Origin of the sequence: Crenobacter caeni (assembly GCF_010435965.1) — a bacterium.
Classification (GTDB): domain Bacteria; phylum Pseudomonadota; class Gammaproteobacteria; order Burkholderiales; family Chromobacteriaceae; genus Craterilacuibacter; species Craterilacuibacter caeni.
This window is the reverse complement of sequence record NZ_JAAGAA010000014.1, coordinates 26,837-45,072: the sequence shown is the minus strand read 5'-3', so window position 1 is coordinate 45,072 and position 18,236 is coordinate 26,837. Positions and strand designations below refer to the sequence as shown.

Annotated in this window: 16 protein-coding genes; 8 read left to right on the top strand and 8 right to left on the bottom strand. The window is 68.3% G+C overall.

The window, feature by feature from the left end; all coding sequences use genetic code 11:
* Nucleotides 1–49: 49 nt before the first annotated feature.
* Genes GZH52_RS14285 through rpoE form a run of 6 tightly spaced genes read right to left on the bottom strand, consistent with a single transcriptional unit; the run spans nt 50 to nt 4,202 of the window.
* The gene (locus GZH52_RS14285) at nt 50–301 is read right to left on the bottom strand and encodes a glutaredoxin family protein (protein ID WP_163317385.1); all 252 of its coding nucleotides are present in this window, start codon (nt 299–301) and stop codon (nt 50–52) included.
* Nucleotides 298–1,716: a DegQ family serine endoprotease gene (locus tag GZH52_RS14280; RefSeq protein WP_163317383.1), complete on the bottom strand. Its 1,419-nt coding sequence runs from the start codon at nt 1,714–1,716 to the stop codon at nt 298–300. The genes GZH52_RS14285 and GZH52_RS14280 overlap by 4 nt, the downstream gene beginning before the upstream one ends.
* A complete protein-coding gene (locus tag GZH52_RS14275) occupies nt 1,698–2,168 on the bottom strand; it encodes a SoxR reducing system RseC family protein (RefSeq protein WP_163317381.1) in 471 nt (156 codons plus the stop codon). Before GZH52_RS14275 ends, GZH52_RS14280 begins: the two co-directional genes overlap by 19 nt.
* Nucleotides 2,165–3,124, bottom strand: a complete 960-nt coding sequence (locus GZH52_RS14270; RefSeq protein ID WP_163317379.1) for a MucB/RseB C-terminal domain-containing protein — start codon at nt 3,122–3,124, stop codon at nt 2,165–2,167. Before GZH52_RS14270 ends, GZH52_RS14275 begins: the two co-directional genes overlap by 4 nt.
* Nucleotides 3,124–3,600 carry a sigma-E factor negative regulatory protein gene (locus GZH52_RS14265; RefSeq protein ID WP_163317377.1) on the bottom strand — a complete coding sequence of 159 codons (477 nt, stop codon included), beginning with the start codon at nt 3,598–3,600 and terminating at the stop codon, nt 3,124–3,126. The genes GZH52_RS14270 and GZH52_RS14265 overlap by 1 nt, the downstream gene beginning before the upstream one ends.
* Before the next feature lie 2 nt (nt 3,601–3,602).
* Nucleotides 3,603–4,202, bottom strand: a complete 600-nt coding sequence (rpoE, locus tag GZH52_RS14260; protein ID WP_163317375.1) for an RNA polymerase sigma factor RpoE — start codon at nt 4,200–4,202, stop codon at nt 3,603–3,605.
* A 265-nt stretch (nt 4,203–4,467) separates the two neighbouring features.
* On the opposite strand from rpoE, the gene prpB reads away from it, so the two are divergent.
* From prpB to GZH52_RS14220, 8 genes are all read left to right on the top strand, one after another.
* The gene (prpB, locus tag GZH52_RS14255) at nt 4,468–5,349 is read left to right on the top strand and encodes a methylisocitrate lyase (RefSeq protein WP_163317373.1); all 882 of its coding nucleotides are present in this window, start codon (nt 4,468–4,470) and stop codon (nt 5,347–5,349) included.
* A gap of 45 nt (nt 5,350–5,394) precedes the next feature.
* Nucleotides 5,395–6,543 carry a bifunctional 2-methylcitrate synthase/citrate synthase gene (prpC, locus tag GZH52_RS14250; RefSeq protein ID WP_163317371.1) on the top strand — a complete coding sequence of 383 codons (1,149 nt, stop codon included), beginning with the start codon at nt 5,395–5,397 and terminating at the stop codon, nt 6,541–6,543.
* Between the two features lie 93 nt (nt 6,544–6,636).
* Entirely contained in the window at nt 6,637–9,258 is a 2,622-nt protein-coding gene (acnD, locus tag GZH52_RS14245) for a Fe/S-dependent 2-methylisocitrate dehydratase AcnD (RefSeq protein WP_163317369.1), read from the top strand.
* 57 nt (nt 9,259–9,315) lie between these two features.
* Nucleotides 9,316–10,494, top strand: a complete 1,179-nt coding sequence (prpF, locus tag GZH52_RS14240; RefSeq protein ID WP_163317367.1) for a 2-methylaconitate cis-trans isomerase PrpF — start codon at nt 9,316–9,318, stop codon at nt 10,492–10,494.
* A gap of 127 nt (nt 10,495–10,621) precedes the next feature.
* The gene (locus GZH52_RS14235) at nt 10,622–12,247 is read left to right on the top strand and encodes a methyl-accepting chemotaxis protein (protein WP_163317365.1); all 1,626 of its coding nucleotides are present in this window, start codon (nt 10,622–10,624) and stop codon (nt 12,245–12,247) included.
* A 292-nt stretch (nt 12,248–12,539) separates the two neighbouring features.
* Nucleotides 12,540–14,690 carry a methyl-accepting chemotaxis protein gene (locus GZH52_RS16915; RefSeq protein ID WP_239058141.1) on the top strand — a complete coding sequence of 717 codons (2,151 nt, stop codon included), beginning with the start codon at nt 12,540–12,542 and terminating at the stop codon, nt 14,688–14,690.
* Between the two features lie 128 nt (nt 14,691–14,818).
* Nucleotides 14,819–15,013, top strand: coding sequence for a DUF2256 domain-containing protein (locus GZH52_RS17030; protein WP_163317347.1), 195 nt, complete (start codon nt 14,819–14,821; stop codon nt 15,011–15,013).
* A gap of 192 nt (nt 15,014–15,205) precedes the next feature.
* Nucleotides 15,206–15,937 carry an SDR family NAD(P)-dependent oxidoreductase gene (locus tag GZH52_RS14220; RefSeq protein WP_163317345.1) on the top strand — a complete coding sequence of 244 codons (732 nt, stop codon included), beginning with the start codon at nt 15,206–15,208 and terminating at the stop codon, nt 15,935–15,937.
* Between the two features lie 33 nt (nt 15,938–15,970).
* Here GZH52_RS14220 and mmuM read toward each other — a convergent pair whose 3' ends face one another.
* A complete protein-coding gene (gene mmuM, locus GZH52_RS14215) occupies nt 15,971–16,933 on the bottom strand; it encodes a homocysteine S-methyltransferase (RefSeq protein ID WP_163317343.1) in 963 nt (320 codons plus the stop codon).
* A complete protein-coding gene (locus GZH52_RS14210; protein WP_163317341.1) occupies nt 16,914–18,230 on the bottom strand; it encodes a CNNM domain-containing protein in 1,317 nt (438 codons plus the stop codon). Before GZH52_RS14210 ends, mmuM begins: the two co-directional genes overlap by 20 nt.
* Nucleotides 18,231–18,236 lie beyond the last annotated feature (6 nt).

The window sequence follows — 18,236 nt, the reverse complement described above, 5'->3', positions numbered from 1 at the left end:
GATGAGGGCACCCCAGGCGCCCTCGTCGTTGGATTGTTGGTGGCGGATTCTAGCGGATTTCCCCGGCCTTTGCAGCCAGCACGGCGGCAAGCTTCGCCTCGTCAAGGTGCCAGTGGCAGATCGGCTCGCCGTCGATCTCCAGCGCCGGCACCAGCTCGTTGTAGCGCGCTTCGAGCACCGGGTCGTCGTCGACGTCGAGCACCGCCAGCTCGAAGCCGTAGCGCGCCTGCCACGGGGCGAGCGCGTCGCGCATCGCGTGGCACAGCGAACAGTACTCGCGAAAATACAGCGTCAGCTTCACGGTGTCCCCTTCGGTACTTCCAGCGGCACGAACAGCAGGTTGCCGCGCCGCCACAGCTGCAGCGCAACCACGTCGCCCGGCTTCACCACCGAGAGCAGTCGCTGGAACTGCGCGCGGCTGCTCAGCGCCTCGCCGGCTACGCCGACGATCACGTCGCCGCGGACGATCCCCGCACGCGCGGCCACGGCACCTGCGTTTTGCACCACCAGCGCGTACGGCACACCGACCTGCTTCAGTTGCGCGGCGTTAAGCTCCGCCAGGGTCAGGCCGAGCTTGCCCTGGTCGATGCGGCCTGCTTCCTCGGGCGCACGGTACTCGCGCTCGGCAAGCCTGGGATCGGCTTCCTTCAGTTCCTCGGCGCGCACCGACACAGCCAGCGGCGCGCGGTTGCGCCACAGCTGCAGGTTCACCGTACTGCCCGGGCGGATCATGCCGATCGCCCGCTGCAGGTCGGCGCCATTCGCGATCGGCTTGCCGTCGATGGCCAGCACGATGTCGCCGGCGCGCACGCCGGCGCGCGCGGCCGGGCCACCCGGCTCGACCGAATTGATCAGCGCGCCCTCGGGCCTGGCCAGCCCGAACGACGCGGCCAGGTCCTTGTTCACCTCCTGTACCGACACGCCGATGCGCCCGCGCGCGACCTTGCCGGACTTTTTCAGCTGGTCGGCGACGTCCAGCGCGACGTCGATCGGGATCGCAAAAGAGATGCCCATGAAACCGCCGGAGCGGCTGTAGATCTGCGAATTGACGCCGACCACCTCGCCCTTGAGGTTGAACAGCGGCCCGCCCGAGTTACCTGGGTTGATCGCCGCGTCGGTCTGGATGAACGGCACGTAGCTCTCGTCGGGCAACTGGCGCCCCTTGGCCGAGACGATGCCCGAGGTGACGGTATTCTCGAAGCCGAACGGCGAGCCGATCGCCAGCACCCACTCGCCGACCGCGACGTCGTCCGCCTTGCCCAGCCTCGCCGCGGGCAGGCCGGTCGCGTCGATCTTCAGGAGCGCGACGTCGGTACGCGCATCCGAGCCGACCACCCGCGCCTTGAATTCGCGCTTGTCGCCGAGCGTGACCTTGATCTCGTCGGCGCGCGCGATCACATGCGCGTTGGTCAGGATGTAGCCGTCCGGGCTCATGATGAAGCCCGAGCCCAGGCTGGATGCCTGATACTCGCGCGGCGGCTGCGGCGGCGCAAAGCGGCGGAAGAACTCGAAGAACGGGTCGCCTTCCAGCCCCTGCGGCAGGCCGGCCTGTTCGCGCACGGTCTGCGTGGTGCTGATGTTGACGACCGAGCGGCCTTCATTCTTGACGAGTTGGGTAAAGTCCGGCAAGGCGGCCGGGGCGGCAGCAACGCCGCCCGCAGACACCGCGCAGGCGAAGGCCAGCACGCTGGCCGCGGCTACTTTCCTGATCTGCATCTACGGGGCATCTCCATCGTTGACAAGGTGGGATCGAAACGGCGGGTGATCGCGGGCACGTAGCGCGCGTCACCCGCGAGAAGCGCTGCGCGGCGCCGCGCCCAGAAAAGTGCGGCTGCGGCGCCCAGCACCGCGCCGGCCACGGCGAAGGCTTCGCCGGCGATATTGCCGAGCAAGGCACCGGCGACAAGGCCGCTCAAAGGCGCGAGGTACATCAGGAGCGCACTGCCGAGCACACCACCCTCTGGCACGCTGACGAACACCTTGTCGCCCGGCGCAACGCCCAGCGGGTCGAGCACCCGAAAGCGGGTCGCGCCGCCGAACAGGCGGGCGATGCTCATCGAGCGGCAGCCGTTCACCGGGTCGCAATGGCCGCACGGCGAGTGCGGCTGCGGCTCGACCCAGGCGTGGCCGGGCTCGACCGACAGCACGCGTGCCTCGGCTTCGGTCATGGTTTCTTGCTGATGCGCAGGCCGCGCGCGATCGCGGCGAGCGAAGCCTCGGGCAGTTCGCCGACCAGCGTGAGCTGGTAGTCGCCCTCCGGGTCGGACACCACGGACAGCGCGCCGTAACCGTGCGCGCCGGTGGTGCGCGCCTGCGCGCCGGGCTCGGCAAACACCGACAGCATCACCAGCCCGTCGCTGTAGACAAAATGCTGAACCGGCGCCGCCCCCTCGTCGCCGGGCAGGCGGCGCTCGCCGGCCTGCACCAGCGTGAAGCCGGCCGGCATACCGCGCAACTCGAGCGCGGGGGTCGGCGTGTCTGCCGCCGCGCGCTGCGCCGACGACTTGGCCGACAGCTTGTAAGCGGGCTTGACGTCGACCTTCAGCTTGCCGACGTTGAGGTTCAGGTCGATGAAGCTGAACGACTCGACCACCTGCCCCTGCGGGGTCAGCGTCATCGTCTTGAGCGGCAGGTGCGACTTGCCGTCCACGCACAGGCGCAGCGCGTAACGCTGGCCGGCCTCGCGCGGCTTGAGTTCCAGCCACTGGCAATCGCGCATGGCGACGCGCGACTGCCCCAGCCGGGTCAGCGTGTAGCCTTGCTGCAGCGCGTCCACGCCCTCGGGCAACAGCGCAGGGAAGAGCTTGACCGAACTTGCCTTGGCTGCCTGCAACGCACGCGGGTCGGGCCCCGCGCTGACGACGGCGTCACCGTTGCGGATCACCTCGCGCGGCAGGCCGTCGAGCGAAACGCGCCGCTCGCGCACCTTGCCGTGCGCCTGCGCGCGTTCGATGCGGAAAGTCTCTGCGGCGCTGCCGACCTGGTGCAGATAACTGCCGGCGAGCGGCTGCGTGCGGGCAACAGCCGCGGCCTTGCCGAGCAAGGCCCAGTCGTCGGCTGCTGACGCATGAACGGAACCGGCACCCAGCAAGGTGACGGCAAAAGGCAACAACAAGCCGCGCATCAATGTGCCACCTTGGCACCGGCGGCCATGCTGACCCGGACCAGGCCGCCACCGGCGGCCTCCTGATGCGCGGCAAGGTAAGGCGCCTCGACGCCGGAGACCGGCGCGAACACGTCTTGAGAGACCGGGACGGCTTGTGCGACGACCACCTGGGACGCCGGGTCCTGCCCGAAGCCGACCCAACCGACCGCCGCGGCAAACGCGACCGTCGCGGCCATCGCCGCGTAGCGGCGCACCGGACGCTGGCGCAGCGGGGCGCGCGGCGAGAGCACCGTCGGCTCGTCACGCAACCGGGCAGATACTTTTTCGCGCACGTCCAGCGTCAGCACGCCGTTGCGGCGCATCGCCTCGCCGATCAGGTGATACTCGCTCCAGCACGCCGAGAGCGACTCTTCGGCGAGCAGCGCGTCGCTCACGTCGTCGACTTCGTTCGGCGAGAGCTCGCCGTCCATCAATGCGGATATTTTTTCGTTCATCTTTACCACCTTTTGTCTTTCGACGTATCCAGCAGCGGACGCAACTGCGTCGCGATCGCCTCGCGTGCCCTGAAAATGCGCGAACGCACGGTGCCGATCGGACACCCCATCACCTGTGCGATCTCGTCGTAGCTCAAGCCGTCCATCTCGCGCAGCGTGATCGCAGTGCGCAAATCCTCCGGCAGGGCCTCGACCGCCTGGTTGACCGTCGCGAGGATCTGCTGGTTCATCAGGTCCGCTTCGGGCGTGTGGAAGTCGGGGACCTGGCTCGACAGATCGAGCGTCTCCCCGTCCTCGTCCTCGACCCCGGCGTGGACCATGGGCTTTCGACCGTTGGCGACCAGAAAGTTCTTCGCCGTGTTGATCCCGATGCGGTAGAGCCACGTATAGAAGGCGCTTTCGCCCCTAAACGACGGCAGCGCACGGTACGCCTTGACGAAGGCTTCCTGCGTGACATCCTCGACGTCGGCGCTGTCCTTGATGAAGCGGGACAGCAACCGGCCGAGCCGTTTCTGGTACTTGGCGACCAACAGGTCGAACGCGCGCTTTTCCCCGCGCTGCACGCGTTCGACCAGCTGCTGGTCAAGTTCCCGCTCACTCATGGGCCGCGCGCGCCCCCTGCCGCAAACGCGGGCCGACGCGGCCGCCAATCAGTCTCTCAGGTGTGACTCGCATATATCCGATTAGTTCTTGCGCAAAAGTGCGCACACCTTAGCAGACCCTGCTGCAAAGCAAAACAGGCGCCGCCACGCGCTGCCCAACCGCAGGCTTCCTGCAGCATCCGCGCCAATATTCCGATTGTCATTTTCACCAAGCACTTGCTAGAATGTCGGACAAGCACCCAACCACATACAAAGGAAAGCCTCGATGTCGCTCTTACCGGGTCAACGCTTCCGCCTCGCCGTCGAGCAGGAGAAACCCCTGCAGGTCGTCGGCGCCGTCAACGCCTATTTCGCCCGCCTTGCCGAGCATTCCGGCTTCAAGGCGCTGTACCTGTCTGGCGGCGGCGTCGCCGCGTGCTCGTGCGGCATCCCCGACCTTGGCATCACCACGCTGGAAGACGTGCTGATCGACGTGCGCCGCATCACCGACGTGACCGACCTGCCGCTGCTGGTCGACATCGACACCGGCTGGGGTGGCGCCTTCAATATCGCGCGCGCCGTGCGCAACCTCGAGAAGGCCGGTGCCGCCGCCGTGCATATCGAAGACCAGGTCCAGCAAAAACGCTGCGGCCACCGCCCGAACAAGGCCATCGTCAGCAAGGACGAGATGGTCGACCGCGTGAAGGCCGCCGTAGACGCGCGTCGCCAGGACATGGTGATCATGGCGCGCACCGACGCGCTGGCGGTCGAGGGGCTGGACGCCGCGATCGAACGCGCGATCGCCTGCGTCGAGGCCGGCGCCGACATGATCTTCCCCGAGGCGATCACCGACCTTGCGATGTACAAGCAGTTCGCCGAAGCGGTGAAAGTGCCGGTACTCGCCAACATCACCGAATTCGGCTCGACCCCGCTCTATACCACCGAAGAGCTGGGCAAGAACGGCGTGGGCCTGGTGCTCTACCCGCTGTCCGCCTTCCGCGCCGCCTCCAAGGCCGCGCTTGGCGTGTACGAGACGCTGCGCCGCGACGGCACGCAGGCGGCGTCCGTGCCGGCCATGCAGACGCGGATGGAGCTCTACGACCACCTCGGCTACCACGCGTACGAGCAGAAGCTCGACGCGCTGTTCGCCGAAGGCAAGAACAAGTAAGGCGGCTACGCCGCAGCAAGCAACAACGAGAGCAAGGAGAACGCAATGAGCGAAGTGGTCATCACCGGCAAGCCGAAGAAGTCGGTTGCCCTCTCCGGCGTCGCCGCCGGCAATACCGCGCTGTGCACGGTCGGCCGTAGCGGCAACGACCTCAACTACCGCGGTTACGACATCCTCGACATCGCCGATCGCTGCGAATTCGAAGAAGTCGCCTACCTCTTGGTGCACGGCAAGCTGCCGAACAAGGCTGAACTTGCCGGCTACAAGCAGAAACTCAAGGCACTGCGCGGCCTGCCCGCTGCAGTGAAGGCCGTGCTCGAGGCGCTGCCGGCGTCCGCCCACCCGATGGACGTGATGCGCACCGGTGTGTCCGCACTCGGTTGCACGCTGCCGGAGAAGGACGACCACAACATCGCCGGCGCGCGCGACATCGCCGACCGCCTGATGGCGAGCTTCGGCTCGATGCTGCTCTACTGGTACCACTTCAGCACCAACGGCCGCCGCATCGAAGTGGAAACCGACGATGACTCGATCGGCGGCCACTTCCTGCACCTCCTGCACGGCGAGAAGCCGTCCGAGCTGTGGGTGCGCGCGATGCACACCTCGCTGATCCTGTACGCCGAGCACGAGTTCAACGCCAGCACCTTCACCGGCCGCGTGATTGCCGGCACGGGTTCGGACATGTACTCGAGCATCACCGGCGCCATCGGCGCGCTGCGCGGCCCCAAGCACGGCGGCGCCAACGAGGTGGCCTTCGAGATCCAGAAGCGCTACGAGACGCCTGACGAGGCGGAAGCCGACATCAAGGCCCGCGTCGAGAAGAAGGAAGTGGTGATCGGCTTCGGCCACCCGGTGTACACGATCTCCGACCCGCGCAACAAGGTGATCAAGGAGGTCGCGCGCGAGCTGTCCGAGTGTGCCGGCGACACCAAGATGTACGACATCGCCGAGCGTCTGGAGAGCGTGATGTGGGACATCAAGAAGATGTTCCCCAACCTCGACTGGTTCAGCGCTGTGTCCTACCACATGATGGGCGTGCCGACCGCGATGTTCACCCCGCTGTTCGTGATCGCCCGCACCAGCGGCTGGAGCGCGCACGTGATCGAGCAGCGCATCGACGGCAAGATCATCCGCCCGAGCGCGAACTACACCGGCCCCGAAGACCGCAGCTTCGTGCCGATCGAAGCGCGCTAAGCGCCCAGGCGTGATCGCCGCGTGTCGGGGAGCCGGGCCTTGCGCCCCGCTCCCCGCACGCGCTGAACCAACCGGACAACAAAGAACGAAACCATGAACCGTCAATACCGCAAACCGCTGCCGGGCAGCTCGCTCGACTACTTCGACGCTGCCGCCGCCGTCGACGCCATCGCCCCCGGCGCCTGGGCCCGCCTGCCGTACACCTCGCGCGTGCTCGCGGAGAACCTGGTGCGCCGCTGCGAACCGGCCGCCCTCACCGACTCGCTCACGCAGCTGATCGAACGCCGCCGCGACCTCGACTTCCCGTGGTTCCCGGCGCGCGTGGTCTGCCACGACATTCTGGGCCAGACCGCGCTGGTGGATCTGGCCGGCCTGCGCGACGCGATTGCCGACCAGGGCGGTGACCCGTCGCAGGTCAACCCGGTGGTGCCGACCCAGCTGATCGTCGACCACTCGCTCGCCGTCGAGTGCGGCGGTTTCGACCCGGACGCCTTCGCCAAGAACCGCGCGATCGAAGAGCGCCGCAACGAGGACCGCTTCCACTTCATCGACTGGACGCGCACCGCGTTCAAGAACGTCGACGTGATCCCGGCCGGCAACGGCATCATGCACCAGATCAACCTGGAGAAGATGTCGCCGGTGATCCAGGCGCGCGACGGCGTCGCCTTCCCCGACACCTGCGTCGGCACCGACAGCCACACCCCGCACGTGGACGCGCTGGGCGTGATCGCCATCGGCGTCGGCGGTCTGGAAGCCGAGACCGTGATGCTCGGCCACCCGTCGATGATGCGCCTGCCCGACATCGTCGGCGTCAAACTCACCGGCCACCGCCAGGCCGGCATCACCGCGACCGACATCGTGCTCGCGCTGACCGAGTTTCTGCGCAAGGAGCGGGTGGTCGGCGCCTACGTCGAATTCTTCGGCGAGGGCGCGGACAGCCTGTCGATCGGCGACCGCGCGACCATCTCCAATATGTGCCCGGAGTACGGCGCGACCGCGGCGATGTTCTACATCGACGCGCAGACCATCGCCTACCTGAAGCTGACCGGCCGCGACCCCGAGCAGGTCGCGCTGGTGGAAAACTACGCCAAGACCACCGGCCTGTGGGCCGACGCGCTCGTTAGCGCCGACTACGAGCGCGTGCTCGAGTTTGATCTGGCGAGCGTCGTGCGCAATATGGCCGGCCCGTCCAACCCGCACCGCCGTCTGCCGACGTCCGCGCTGCAAGAGCGAGGCATCGCGGACGAGACCAAGCTCGCCGCCGCCCGAGCCGAGGAAGCCAAGGGCCTGCTGCCGGACGGCGCGGTAGTCATCGCCGCGATCACCAGCTGCACCAACACCTCCAACCCGCGCAACGTGGTCGCCGCCGGCCTGTTGGCCAAGAAGGCCAACCAGCTGGGCCTGATCCGCAAGCCGTGGGTGAAGTCCTCGTTCGCGCCGGGTTCCAAGGTCGCCGAGCTGTACCTGAAAGAAGCCGGCCTGCTGGGTGAACTGGAGAAGCTGGGCTTCGGCATCGTCGCCTTCGCCTGCACCACCTGCAACGGCATGTCCGGCGCGCTCGACCCCAAGATCCAGCAGGAAATCATCGAACGCGACCTGTACGCGACCGCGGTGCTGTCGGGCAACCGCAACTTTGACGGCCGCATCCACCCCTACGCCAAGCAGGCCTTCCTCGCCTCGCCGCCCTTGGTCGTCGCCTACGCGATCGCCGGCACCGTGCGCTTTGACATCGAACAGGACGTGCTGGGCGTGGTCGACGGCCGCGAGATCCGCCTGCAGGACATCTGGCCGTCGGATGAAGAAATCGACGCCATCGTCGAGGCCAGCGTCAAGCCCGAGCAGTTCCGTCAGGTCTACATCCCGATGTTCGACCTGGGCGAGGCAGAGCAGGCGGAAAGCCCGCTGTACGCCTGGCGCCCGATGAGCACCTATATCCGCCGCCCGCCCTACTGGGAAGGCGCGCTGGCCGGCGAGCGCACGCTCCGTGGCATGCGCCCGCTGGCGCTGTTGGGTGACAACATCACCACCGACCACCTGTCGCCGTCCAACGCGATCCTCGCCAGCTCCGCCGCCGGCGAGTACCTGGCAAAGATGGGCCTGCCCGAAGAGGACTTCAACTCGTACGCGACGCACCGCGGCGACCACCTCACCGCGCAGCGCGCGACCTTCGCCAACCCCAAGCTCGTCAACGAGATGGCGGTAGTGAACGGCGAGGTCAAGCAAGGCTCGCTCGCCCGCGTCGAGCCGGAAGGCCGGGTGATGCGCATGTGGGAAGCGATCGAGACCTATATGGGCCGCAAGCAGAACCTGATCATCGTCGCCGGCGCCGACTACGGCCAGGGCAGCTCGCGTGACTGGGCGGCCAAGGGCGTGCGTCTGGCCGGCGTCGAGGCCATCGTCGCCGAGGGCTTCGAGCGCATCCACCGTACCAACCTGGTCGGCATGGGCGTGCTGCCACTGGAGTTCAAGCCGGGCACTGACCGCAAGACTCTACAACTTGACGGCACCGAGACCTTTGACGTCAAGGGCGAGATCGTGCCGCGCGGCGAGCTGACGCTGGTCATCCACCGCAAGGGTGGCGAGACGGTCGAAACCAAGGTCACCTGCCGCCTCGACACCGCAGCCGAAGTGCGCGTCTATAAGGCCGGCGGCGTGCTGCAGCGTTTCGCGCAGGACTTCCTGGCGTCGACCACACGCGAAGCCGAACCGGCGTAAGCCTCATGGGCAGGCGGCTCGCCGCCTGCCCAACCCCAACCTTTCAGGATTGATGCCATGAGCCATCCTCCCCAGCAACGCGTCCCCGCGACGTATATGCGCGGCGGCACCAGCAAGGGCGTGTTCTTCCGCCTGGAAGACCTGCCCGCCGCCTGCCAGAGCCCCGGCCGCGCGCGCGACGAACTCTTCATGCGCGTGATCGGCAGCCCCGACCCCTACGCCGCGCATATCGACGGCATGGGCGGCGCCACCTCCAGCACGTCCAAGTGCGTGATCCTGTCGCGCGCCAGCGTGCCCGGGCACGACGTCGACTACCTGTACGGCCAGGTTTCGATCGACAAGCCCTTTGTCGACTGGTCGGGCAACTGCGGCAACCTGTCCACCGCCGCCGGCGCCTTCGCCATCCACGCCGGCCTGATCGACCCCGCGCGCGTGCCTGACAACGGCGTCTGCACGGTACGCATCTGGCAGGCCAATATCGGCAAGACCATCATCGCCCACGTGCCTGTGAGCAACGGCCAGGTGCAGGAGACCGGCGACTTCGAGCTCGACGGCGTGACCTTCCCGGCCGCCGAAATCGTGCTCGAATTCATCAACCCGTCCGACGACGGCGACGACGGCGGCGCGATGTTCCCGACCGGCCATCTGGTCGACCAGCTGGAAGTGCCCGGCGTCGGCACCTTCCCGGCGACCATGATCAACGCCGGCATCCCGACCGTGTTCGTCAACGCCGAGGACATCGGCTACACCGGCACCGAACTGAGGGAAGACATCAACACCGACGCGGCAGCGCTTGCGCGCTTCGAGGCGATCCGCGTCGCCGGCGCCTTGCGCATGGGGTTGATCAAGACTGCGGACGAAGCCGCCACGCGTCAGCACACGCCGAAGATCGCCTTTGTCGCGCCGCCGAAAAACTACACCGCCGCCAGCGGCAAGCCGATCGCCGCGACCGACGTCGACCTCCTGGTGCGCGCGCTGTCGATGGGCAAGCTGCACCACGCGATGATGGGCACCTGTGCGGTGGCCATCGGCACCGCCGCGGCGATTCCAGGCACTCTGGTCAACCTCGCCGCCGGCGGCGGCGAGAAAAGCGCGGTGCGCTTCGGCCACCCGTCGGGCACCCTGCGCGTCGGCGCCGAGGCGAAGCTGGTTGATGGAGAATGGACCGTCACCAAGGCGGTGATGAGCCGCAGCGCACGCATCCTGATGGAAGGCTGGGTGCGGGTGCCCGGCTGACGGCTGCCCGGCACTGTGGTATCGACGCCTGCCTTGTGCAGGCGTTCTTTATCAAGCTTTACCTAAGACATATATGCTGATTTAATAGCGTCGAATTTAATCCATTTTTTTGAAGTGGGCATCGCCTATGCGCAAACTCGCCGACTGGCCGATCTGGCTGCGCCTTACCCTCGCCATCTGGTGCTGCCTAGCCGTCGCCTGGGGCAGCCTGATCGCCTGGGAGGTCAAGGTCAGCCGCGAGATCGCCGTCGACCAGGCCAAGGATCTCGCGCACAGCATGAACGAGATGACGCTGGCCGGCCTCACCGGGATGATGATCACCGGCACCGTCGGCCAGCGCGACGTCTTCCTCGACCAGATCCGCGAACTGTCCGCCGTGCACGACTTGCGCGTGCTGCGCGGCGACGGCGTGAACAAGGTGTTCGGTCCGGGCAACGCCGGCGACAAGGCCAAGCCGGGCGACGACGTCGAACGGCAGGTGCTCGCGAGCGGCCAGCCGCATGTGGCGATCGAAAGCACGCCCGAAGGCGAGATGCTGCGCGTGGTCTACCCGACCCTCGCGTCAAAGAATTACCTGGGCAAGGACTGCATCAGCTGCCACCAGGTCGCCGAGGGCACGCCCTTGGGTGCGGTCAGCATGCGGGTATCGCTGGCCAAGACCTACGGCGCGGTCGACGACTTCCGCAACCAGAGCATCGCCTTCGCCCTTTTCCTGTCGCTGCCGCTGATGGGCGTCGTCTATTTCTTCATCCGCCGCTTCGTCAGCCAGCCGCTCAAGCGGATGTCGCAGGGGTTGGCCGAACTGGCCGAGGGGGACGGCGACCTCTCCCGCCGCCTGCCGGTCACCCGTCGCGACGAGATCGGCGTCGCCGCGTACCGCTTCAACCGCCTGCTCGAGACCATCACCGCGCTGGTCGGCGACGTCAGCCGCACCGCCGGCGCGGTCGCCGCCTCCGCCCGCACGCTGACTTCGCACGCGGGCAACCTGACCGAAGGCTCGGCCCGGCAAAAGGCGCAGTCGGCAGCCGCCTCCGGCGAAGTCGACGCGCTCGCCCGCCATATCGCGCAGATCGCCGAACAGGCCGACCAGGTGCGCGAAGGCTCGTCGCAAAGCGCCGGCCACGCCAGGGCCGGCCGCGACAGCATGCAGAAGCTGCAGGAGGAAGCCGAAGCAGTCGAACGCGCGATCCGCCTGATGGCCGACGCCGAAAACGACTTCATGCAGTCGACGCACGCGATCAACGACATGACTCGCCAGGTGCGCGAGATCGCCGAGCAGACCAATTTGCTCGCGCTGAACGCCGCGATCGAGGCGGCACGCGCCGGCGAAGCCGGCCGCGGCTTCGCGGTGGTCGCCGACGAGGTGAGGAAGCTTGCCGAAAAATCCGCCGCGTCCGCCGCGCAGATCGACCGCGTCACCACCGCGCTCGGCCCCCAGTCGGCGACGGTGCGCAAGGCGCTCGAAGAGAGCCTGGGGCTGCTGGAGGCGAGCCGCCACTCGACCGAGACGGTCGCCGGCCGCCTGACCGCATCGAGCGAGGCGGCCAGCGAAGTGAGCCGCGAGCTCGACGCGATCGTCGGCGTCACCGAGCAGCAGTCGCAAAGCAGCGCGGCGGTATCGCGCCACATCGAAGCGATCGCCGAGCGCGCGCAGGAAAACGACGCGTCGATCGCGCAGGCGGTGCAGTCGGTCGACGAACTGTCGCGTCTGGCCAAGGAGTTGCAGGCGTCGGTCGCGCGCTTCAAGGTGTAAGAGCGTGTTCACGGTCTCGCGAGCGAGGGCGAGACCAGGCGAAAACGGCTGAGAAAGCGGAATGTACAGCTCGTACATGAGCCTCGAAGCCGTTTTTAACGCCGTATCGGCGATGCGCAGCAGACCGTGAACAGGCTCTAAGCCGGACCGGGTGCTGCCATGCACCACCCGTGCGCCTTCGGCACCTTGCTGCACCATGAAGAGGCATGCACGACGCTGGGCTGGCACACTGCAGCGCACGGCGCAGGCATGGACTTTGCGTGAATCGGGCATTACCGATCAGGAGGCCTTCATGACACTCCCCCTGAAAAGCCGGCGCATGGCGCTTTCCGAGGCAGAGCGCGGCTGGCTGCCCGTATTCGGCCGCACCGGCAAACTCGCGATGCGCGCCGCCTGCGCGCTCAACCGCGACCGCTACCCGGAGCTCGAGGACATCTTCGAGAATTTCGCGCGCACCCGCGTGCGCATCCTGCAATCGTGGGCCACCCAGCAGTGGCAGGCACTCGAGGCGCTCTCCCGCCAGTTGCAGGCAACGCCGGCGGCCGAGCAGGCGTCCCTGCTGCAGGACGCGCTCGCCCAACTTGGCGACGCCACCGAACTCTACGTGGCGACGCTGGACGGACGGGTGCTGTTGTCGAGCGCCGCAGCACGACAGGGGCAGACGGTTGCCGAGCCGCGCGCCTGCCGCCAGGGCTGCACGGCACCACTCCTGCATGGCCCGTACATCGACCCGGTCACGCTAACGCTTGGCGCGCGCAGTTCGGCCTTCCACGACGCGGTCACCCTGGTGTTCCACCAGCCGCAGCCCTGCGGCACCCGCTGCCTGTGCGCGCGCGTCCCCAACGACGTGCTGGGCGACCTGATCCAGCGCGAGGCCGGGCATATCTTCCACGAGTCGGGCGACAACTATTTGTTCATGGTGCGCGCCAACTTCGACCCGTCCATCCGTCCGGGCACCGCGCTGTCGCGCTCGCGTTTCGAGGACAGGACCTTCAGCGGCGGCGACAACCTGAAGGACGGCGTGCGTACCGCCTACGGCACCGTGCGCGTGGCCGCGCACACCGAGTTCGAACTGGTGTTCAACGACCCGGCGACCGGCCGGCTGCACCCGGGCGTGCGCGAGACCATACGCGCGGGCGAAAACCTGTTCGTCACCTACCCCGGCTACGCCGACTACCGGCATATCCCGGTGGTCGGCAAGGGGGTCACCTTCTCGCTGCCGGGCTCGCCGGACAGCTGGGGCATGATGTGCGAGGCCGACCTTGCCGAGGTGTACCGCTACCGCTCGGTCGCCGACAAGCTCACCTTCAGCTTCGCGCGCGTGCAACTGGCGTTGTGCGCGGCCTTCCTCGCGCTCGATGCGCTAACCGAACTGTCCACCGCGGGCAAGGCGGCGGCGCTGGCCGCGCTTGCATTCTCCGGCACCCTCGCCTTTCGCGCGCTCAACGCCCGGCCGCTCAGCACCCGCCTGCGCGCGGTGAGCGCGATGCTGAGCGACATCGTCGACGGCGAGGGCGACCTCAGGCGTCGCGTCGACAGGCGGCAACTGCCCGCCGACGAGACCGGCGTGATGGCGCAGTGGGTGAACAGCCTGATCGACCAGCTCGATTTGATGCTCGGGCGCGTGCTCGCGCACAGCCAGCGCCTCGGTGAACACAACCTGAAGATGAGCCGGCACGGCGGCGAAGCCGGCGCCGCGGTCGGCGAGGTGTGCGACAGCGCCCGGCACAGCGCGCACGCCGGCGAGCGCCAGCGCGAGATGCTCGAGGAGGCCGACCGCTACGCCGAGCATGTGCGCGAGGCCACCGCCCGGCAACTGGCCGCCTCGCAAAGCCAGATGCAGAGCGTCGGCGGGCGCACCCGCTCGATCCGGCAGACCGTCGCCGCGTCGGCGTCGACCATCGATTCGCTGGGAGAAGGCACGCGCCGGATCGGCAGCGTGGTCGAACTGATCCAGGAAGTCGCCGAGCAGACCAACCTGTTGGCGCTGAACGCCGCGATCGAGGCCGCACGCGCGGGCGAGGCCGGCCGCGGCTTCGCGGTGGTCGCCGACGAGGTGAGGAAACTCGCCGAACGCACGCGCGGCAATACCGAGGAAATCCGGGCGATGATCGGCCAGGTACAGGCGCAGGCGCAGCAGGCCGTCGGCAGCATGCAGTCGGGCATGCGGGATCTGGAGGAAGGCCTGCAACTGGCCGAGTCGTCGAACGGGGAAAGCCAGGCGCTCTACGCGCTGATCGACGGACTGATCGACACTATCGCCCGGCTGTCGGACGCCGCGCGCGACGGTACGCGCGAGGTGGAGAAAATCGGCACGGCCAGCGCGACGCTGGCGGCCAGGCAAACCCGGCTGTCGGCCAGCGTCGAGGTGACCGGCCAGGACATCCAGCGCCTGCTCGCCGAGACCGGCCACTTCAAGGTCAGCCAGGCACCAGCGCCCTGAGGAACAGGGCCCGGCGGCGCAGCGGATGCGGCGCCGGGTCGTAAGGCCGCCGGCGCGGCCAGCGGAAGGCAAAGCTTGCTATAACAGACGCATAGACCGACTTGGCCTGCCCGCTCCCTCTCCTTGCCATGCCTAACCATCTCCTCCCAGACGTGCAGCCCTCGCCCGGCGAGCGCTACCACCACCAGAAATCGGCGCTGCCGAGCAAACCCTGCACGACATGCGGGCGCCCGATGCGCTGGCGCCGCCGCTGGGCGAACAACTGGGGCGAAGTGAAGTACTGTTCGGACGCCTGCCGGCTCGCGAAGGGGCACCGTGCGTAGCCCGCGCCATCCCGTGGTGGTGCCGGGCGCGGCGTCGCCGATTGCGCGGCGACCGATTGCCTGCTCCCTGCCGTGCGAGCGTCTTGCACCGGGTTCCCGAGGAAGTGGCGCGCGACGACCGTCGGCGTTCCCGCCGCAACCGGCTTGCTGGCAAGGCAAGCTCCCCCCATCTCGTGACTGGAAGGCCAGCGCATGACTTCGATCGTGATGATTACCGGCGCAAGCGGCGGCATCGGCCGCGCCCTCGCCCGCCAGCTAACCGCCGCGGGGACGCGCGTCGTCGCCGTCGGGCGGGACGCCACCCGGCTGGACGACGTGGACGCGGCGCTGCGGATAGTCGCCGACGTAAGTAGCGCCGAAGGCGCGGCGCTCGCGCTTGCGGCGTGCCGGGACGCGCTGGGCACCGCACCCGACGGCCTCGCGCATTGCGCGGGCAGCACCCTGATCGCGCCCTTGCACCGCACCAAGGCGGAAGCCTGGCAGGCCATTTTGCACGCCAACCTGGACAGCGCCTTTTACACCCTGCAGGCGTGGCACGCGGCGCTAAACGGGCAAGCCGGCGCCGCCGTGTTCTGCAGCTCGGTGGTGGCCCGCATCGGCGTCGCCAACCACGAAGCGATCGCTGCAGCCAAGGGGGGCGTCGAAGCGCTGGTGCGCAGCGCCGCCGCGACCTACGCCGCACAGGGCTTGCGCGTCAACGCGGTGGCGCCCGGCATGACCGACACGCCAATGACGGCGCCGCTGCTTGGCTTGCCCGCATTGCGCGAAGCCGCCGCCCGCCAGTACCCGCTGGGCGGCTTGCAAAGCGCCGATCAGGTCGCCGGGGTGATGGCGTGGCTGCTAGGACCGCAGGCGAGCCGCATCACCGGCCAGGTCATCGCGGTGGACGGCGGCTTCACCACCATCCGGCCACTGGTGAAGTAGGGGCAAGCAATTCTGCTGGAGACGCGCCGCTGATCAGCCGCGCGAGGCTGCGTCTTTAAGCCGGGCGCGCAATGCGGCGAGCGCGGCGATGGTCGCCGGCGTGGTGCGGCAGCAGCCGCCGATCAGGCGGGCGCCGGCAGCGAGCCAGCCGGGCGCGTCACCGGCAACATCGTCGCCGTGGCCGTGCCAGCTTTGCAGAGCCGCATCCCAGCACTCGCCCGAGTTCGGGTAGGCGATCAAAGGCTTGCCGGTGACGCCGCGGGCAGCGCGCAAGAGCTGTGCGACAAAGCCCGGCGCGGTGCAGTTGACGCCGACGGCGAGCACCTGCGGGCACGCATCGATCGCGGCAAGCGCGTCGGCCAATGGCGTGCCGTCGGCGAGCGACGCGCCGTCGCGGCAGGAAAAGGCGAGCCAGGCCCGCGCGTCGGGGAATTCTGCGGAGAAGAGCCGCGCGAGCGCGACCGCCTCTTCGGCGCACGGCAGCGTCTCGCAGGCGAGCAAGTCCGGCCCCGCCGCGATGAGAGAAGCCAGACGCTCGCGGTGAAAGTCCATCAGTTGCTCGACGCTCAGGCCGTAACCGCCGCGGTATTCGGAGCCGTCTGCGAGGGTTGCGCCGTACGGGCCGACCGACGCGGCGACCAAGGGGTAGCCGCGCCCCGCGCGGTTTTCCGGCACCGCCCAGAATGCGTCGCGTGCCTCGCGCGCGAGTTCGATGGCGCGCGCCATCAGCCGGGCGGCGGCGTCATGCGCAAGCCCCGCGCGCGCGAAACCGGCGAACGACGCCTGGTAGCTTGCGCTGGTGATGATGTCGGCACCGGCGCAGAGATAATCCGCGTGCACCGCGCGGATCAGCTCGGGCGCGTCGGTCAGCACCCGCGCCGACCACAGGCCGCCAGAAAGGTCGGCGCCGCGCGCCTCAAGCTCGGTCGCCAGCGCGCCGTCCAAGAGCACGAAAGGCTCACGCGCGAGCAGCGCTTCAAGCGGGTTCGCCGTCATCGCCGCCCCCTTTCGCTTCCGGCACCCGGCTGGCGAGCACCTTGTCGATGCGCAGCTCGTCCATGTCGACGATTTCGAGCCGCCAGCCCTGCCAGTGCAGCACGTCGCCGGTGCGGGCGACGCGCCCCAACAGCAGCATGACCATGCCCGACAGTGTGTGATAGCGCCCCTTGTCCTCTTCCGGCGTCTCCTTGAGTTCAAGCTTGTCCTTGAACTCTGGCACCGGGATCGAGCCGTCGAGCAGCCACGAGCCGTCGGCGCGCTGCAGCGCCCACGCGTCGTCCGCGTCGCGCGGCGTGAATTCGCCGGTCACCGCCTCCAGAAGGTCGTGCAGGGTGACGATGCCTTCGATCTCGCCGTACTCGTCGACCACGAAGGCCATCTGCGTGCCGCCGGCACGGAACTGCTCGAGCAGTTCCATCCCGGTCAGCGTCTCCGGCACGAACAGCGCGGCCTGGGTCAGCGCCGCCCAGTCCGGCTCGCCGCCGCTCAAGGCGGCGGTCAGCACATGCTTGGCGTTGACGACGCCGGAGAGCGTGTCGAGCGCCCCGGCGCACACCGGGTAGCGCGTGAACTCCGAGCCGCTCATGCGCGCAAGGTTGTCGGCGAACGGCAAGGTGGTGTCCAGGCTGACCACGTCGGCGCGCGGGATCATCAAGGAGGAGAGCTGGCGGTCGTCCAGGCGGAACACGTTGCGCAGCATCTCGTGCTGGTGGGTGTCGATGGTGCCGCTCTCGCTACCCTCGTCGAGCATGGTCTGGATCTCTTCCTCGGTCACCCCGCTGGCGACCTGGTTGCGCACGCCCATCAGCTTGAGCAGCGCCTCGGTCGACAACGACAACAGGTGGACAAACGGCCGGGTCGCCACGGCCAGCAACTGCATCGGACGGGCGACCAGCCGCGCGATCGACTCGGGCGCGAGCTGGCCAAGCCGCTTGGGCACCAGCTCGCCGATCACGATGGAGACGTAGGTGATGACGATCACCACGCCGACGGTCGCGCCGATGGACGCGGCGTGCCCGGGTACGCCCAGCGAGACGAGCCAGCGCGCGAGCGGCTCGGCGAGCACGGCCTCGCCGAAGATCCCGTTGAGGATGCCGATCGAGGTGATGCCGATCTGCACGGTGGAGAGGAAGCGGGTCGGCTCTTCGCCCAGCTTGAGCGCGGCGGCGGCGGCGTGGTCGCCGTCTTCGGCGAGGCGGGTCAGGCGGGCGCGGCGGGCGGTCACCAGCGCGATCTCGCTCATCGCGAACACGCCGTTGAGGACGATCAGTCCGATCAGGATCAGCACTTCCACGGGCTC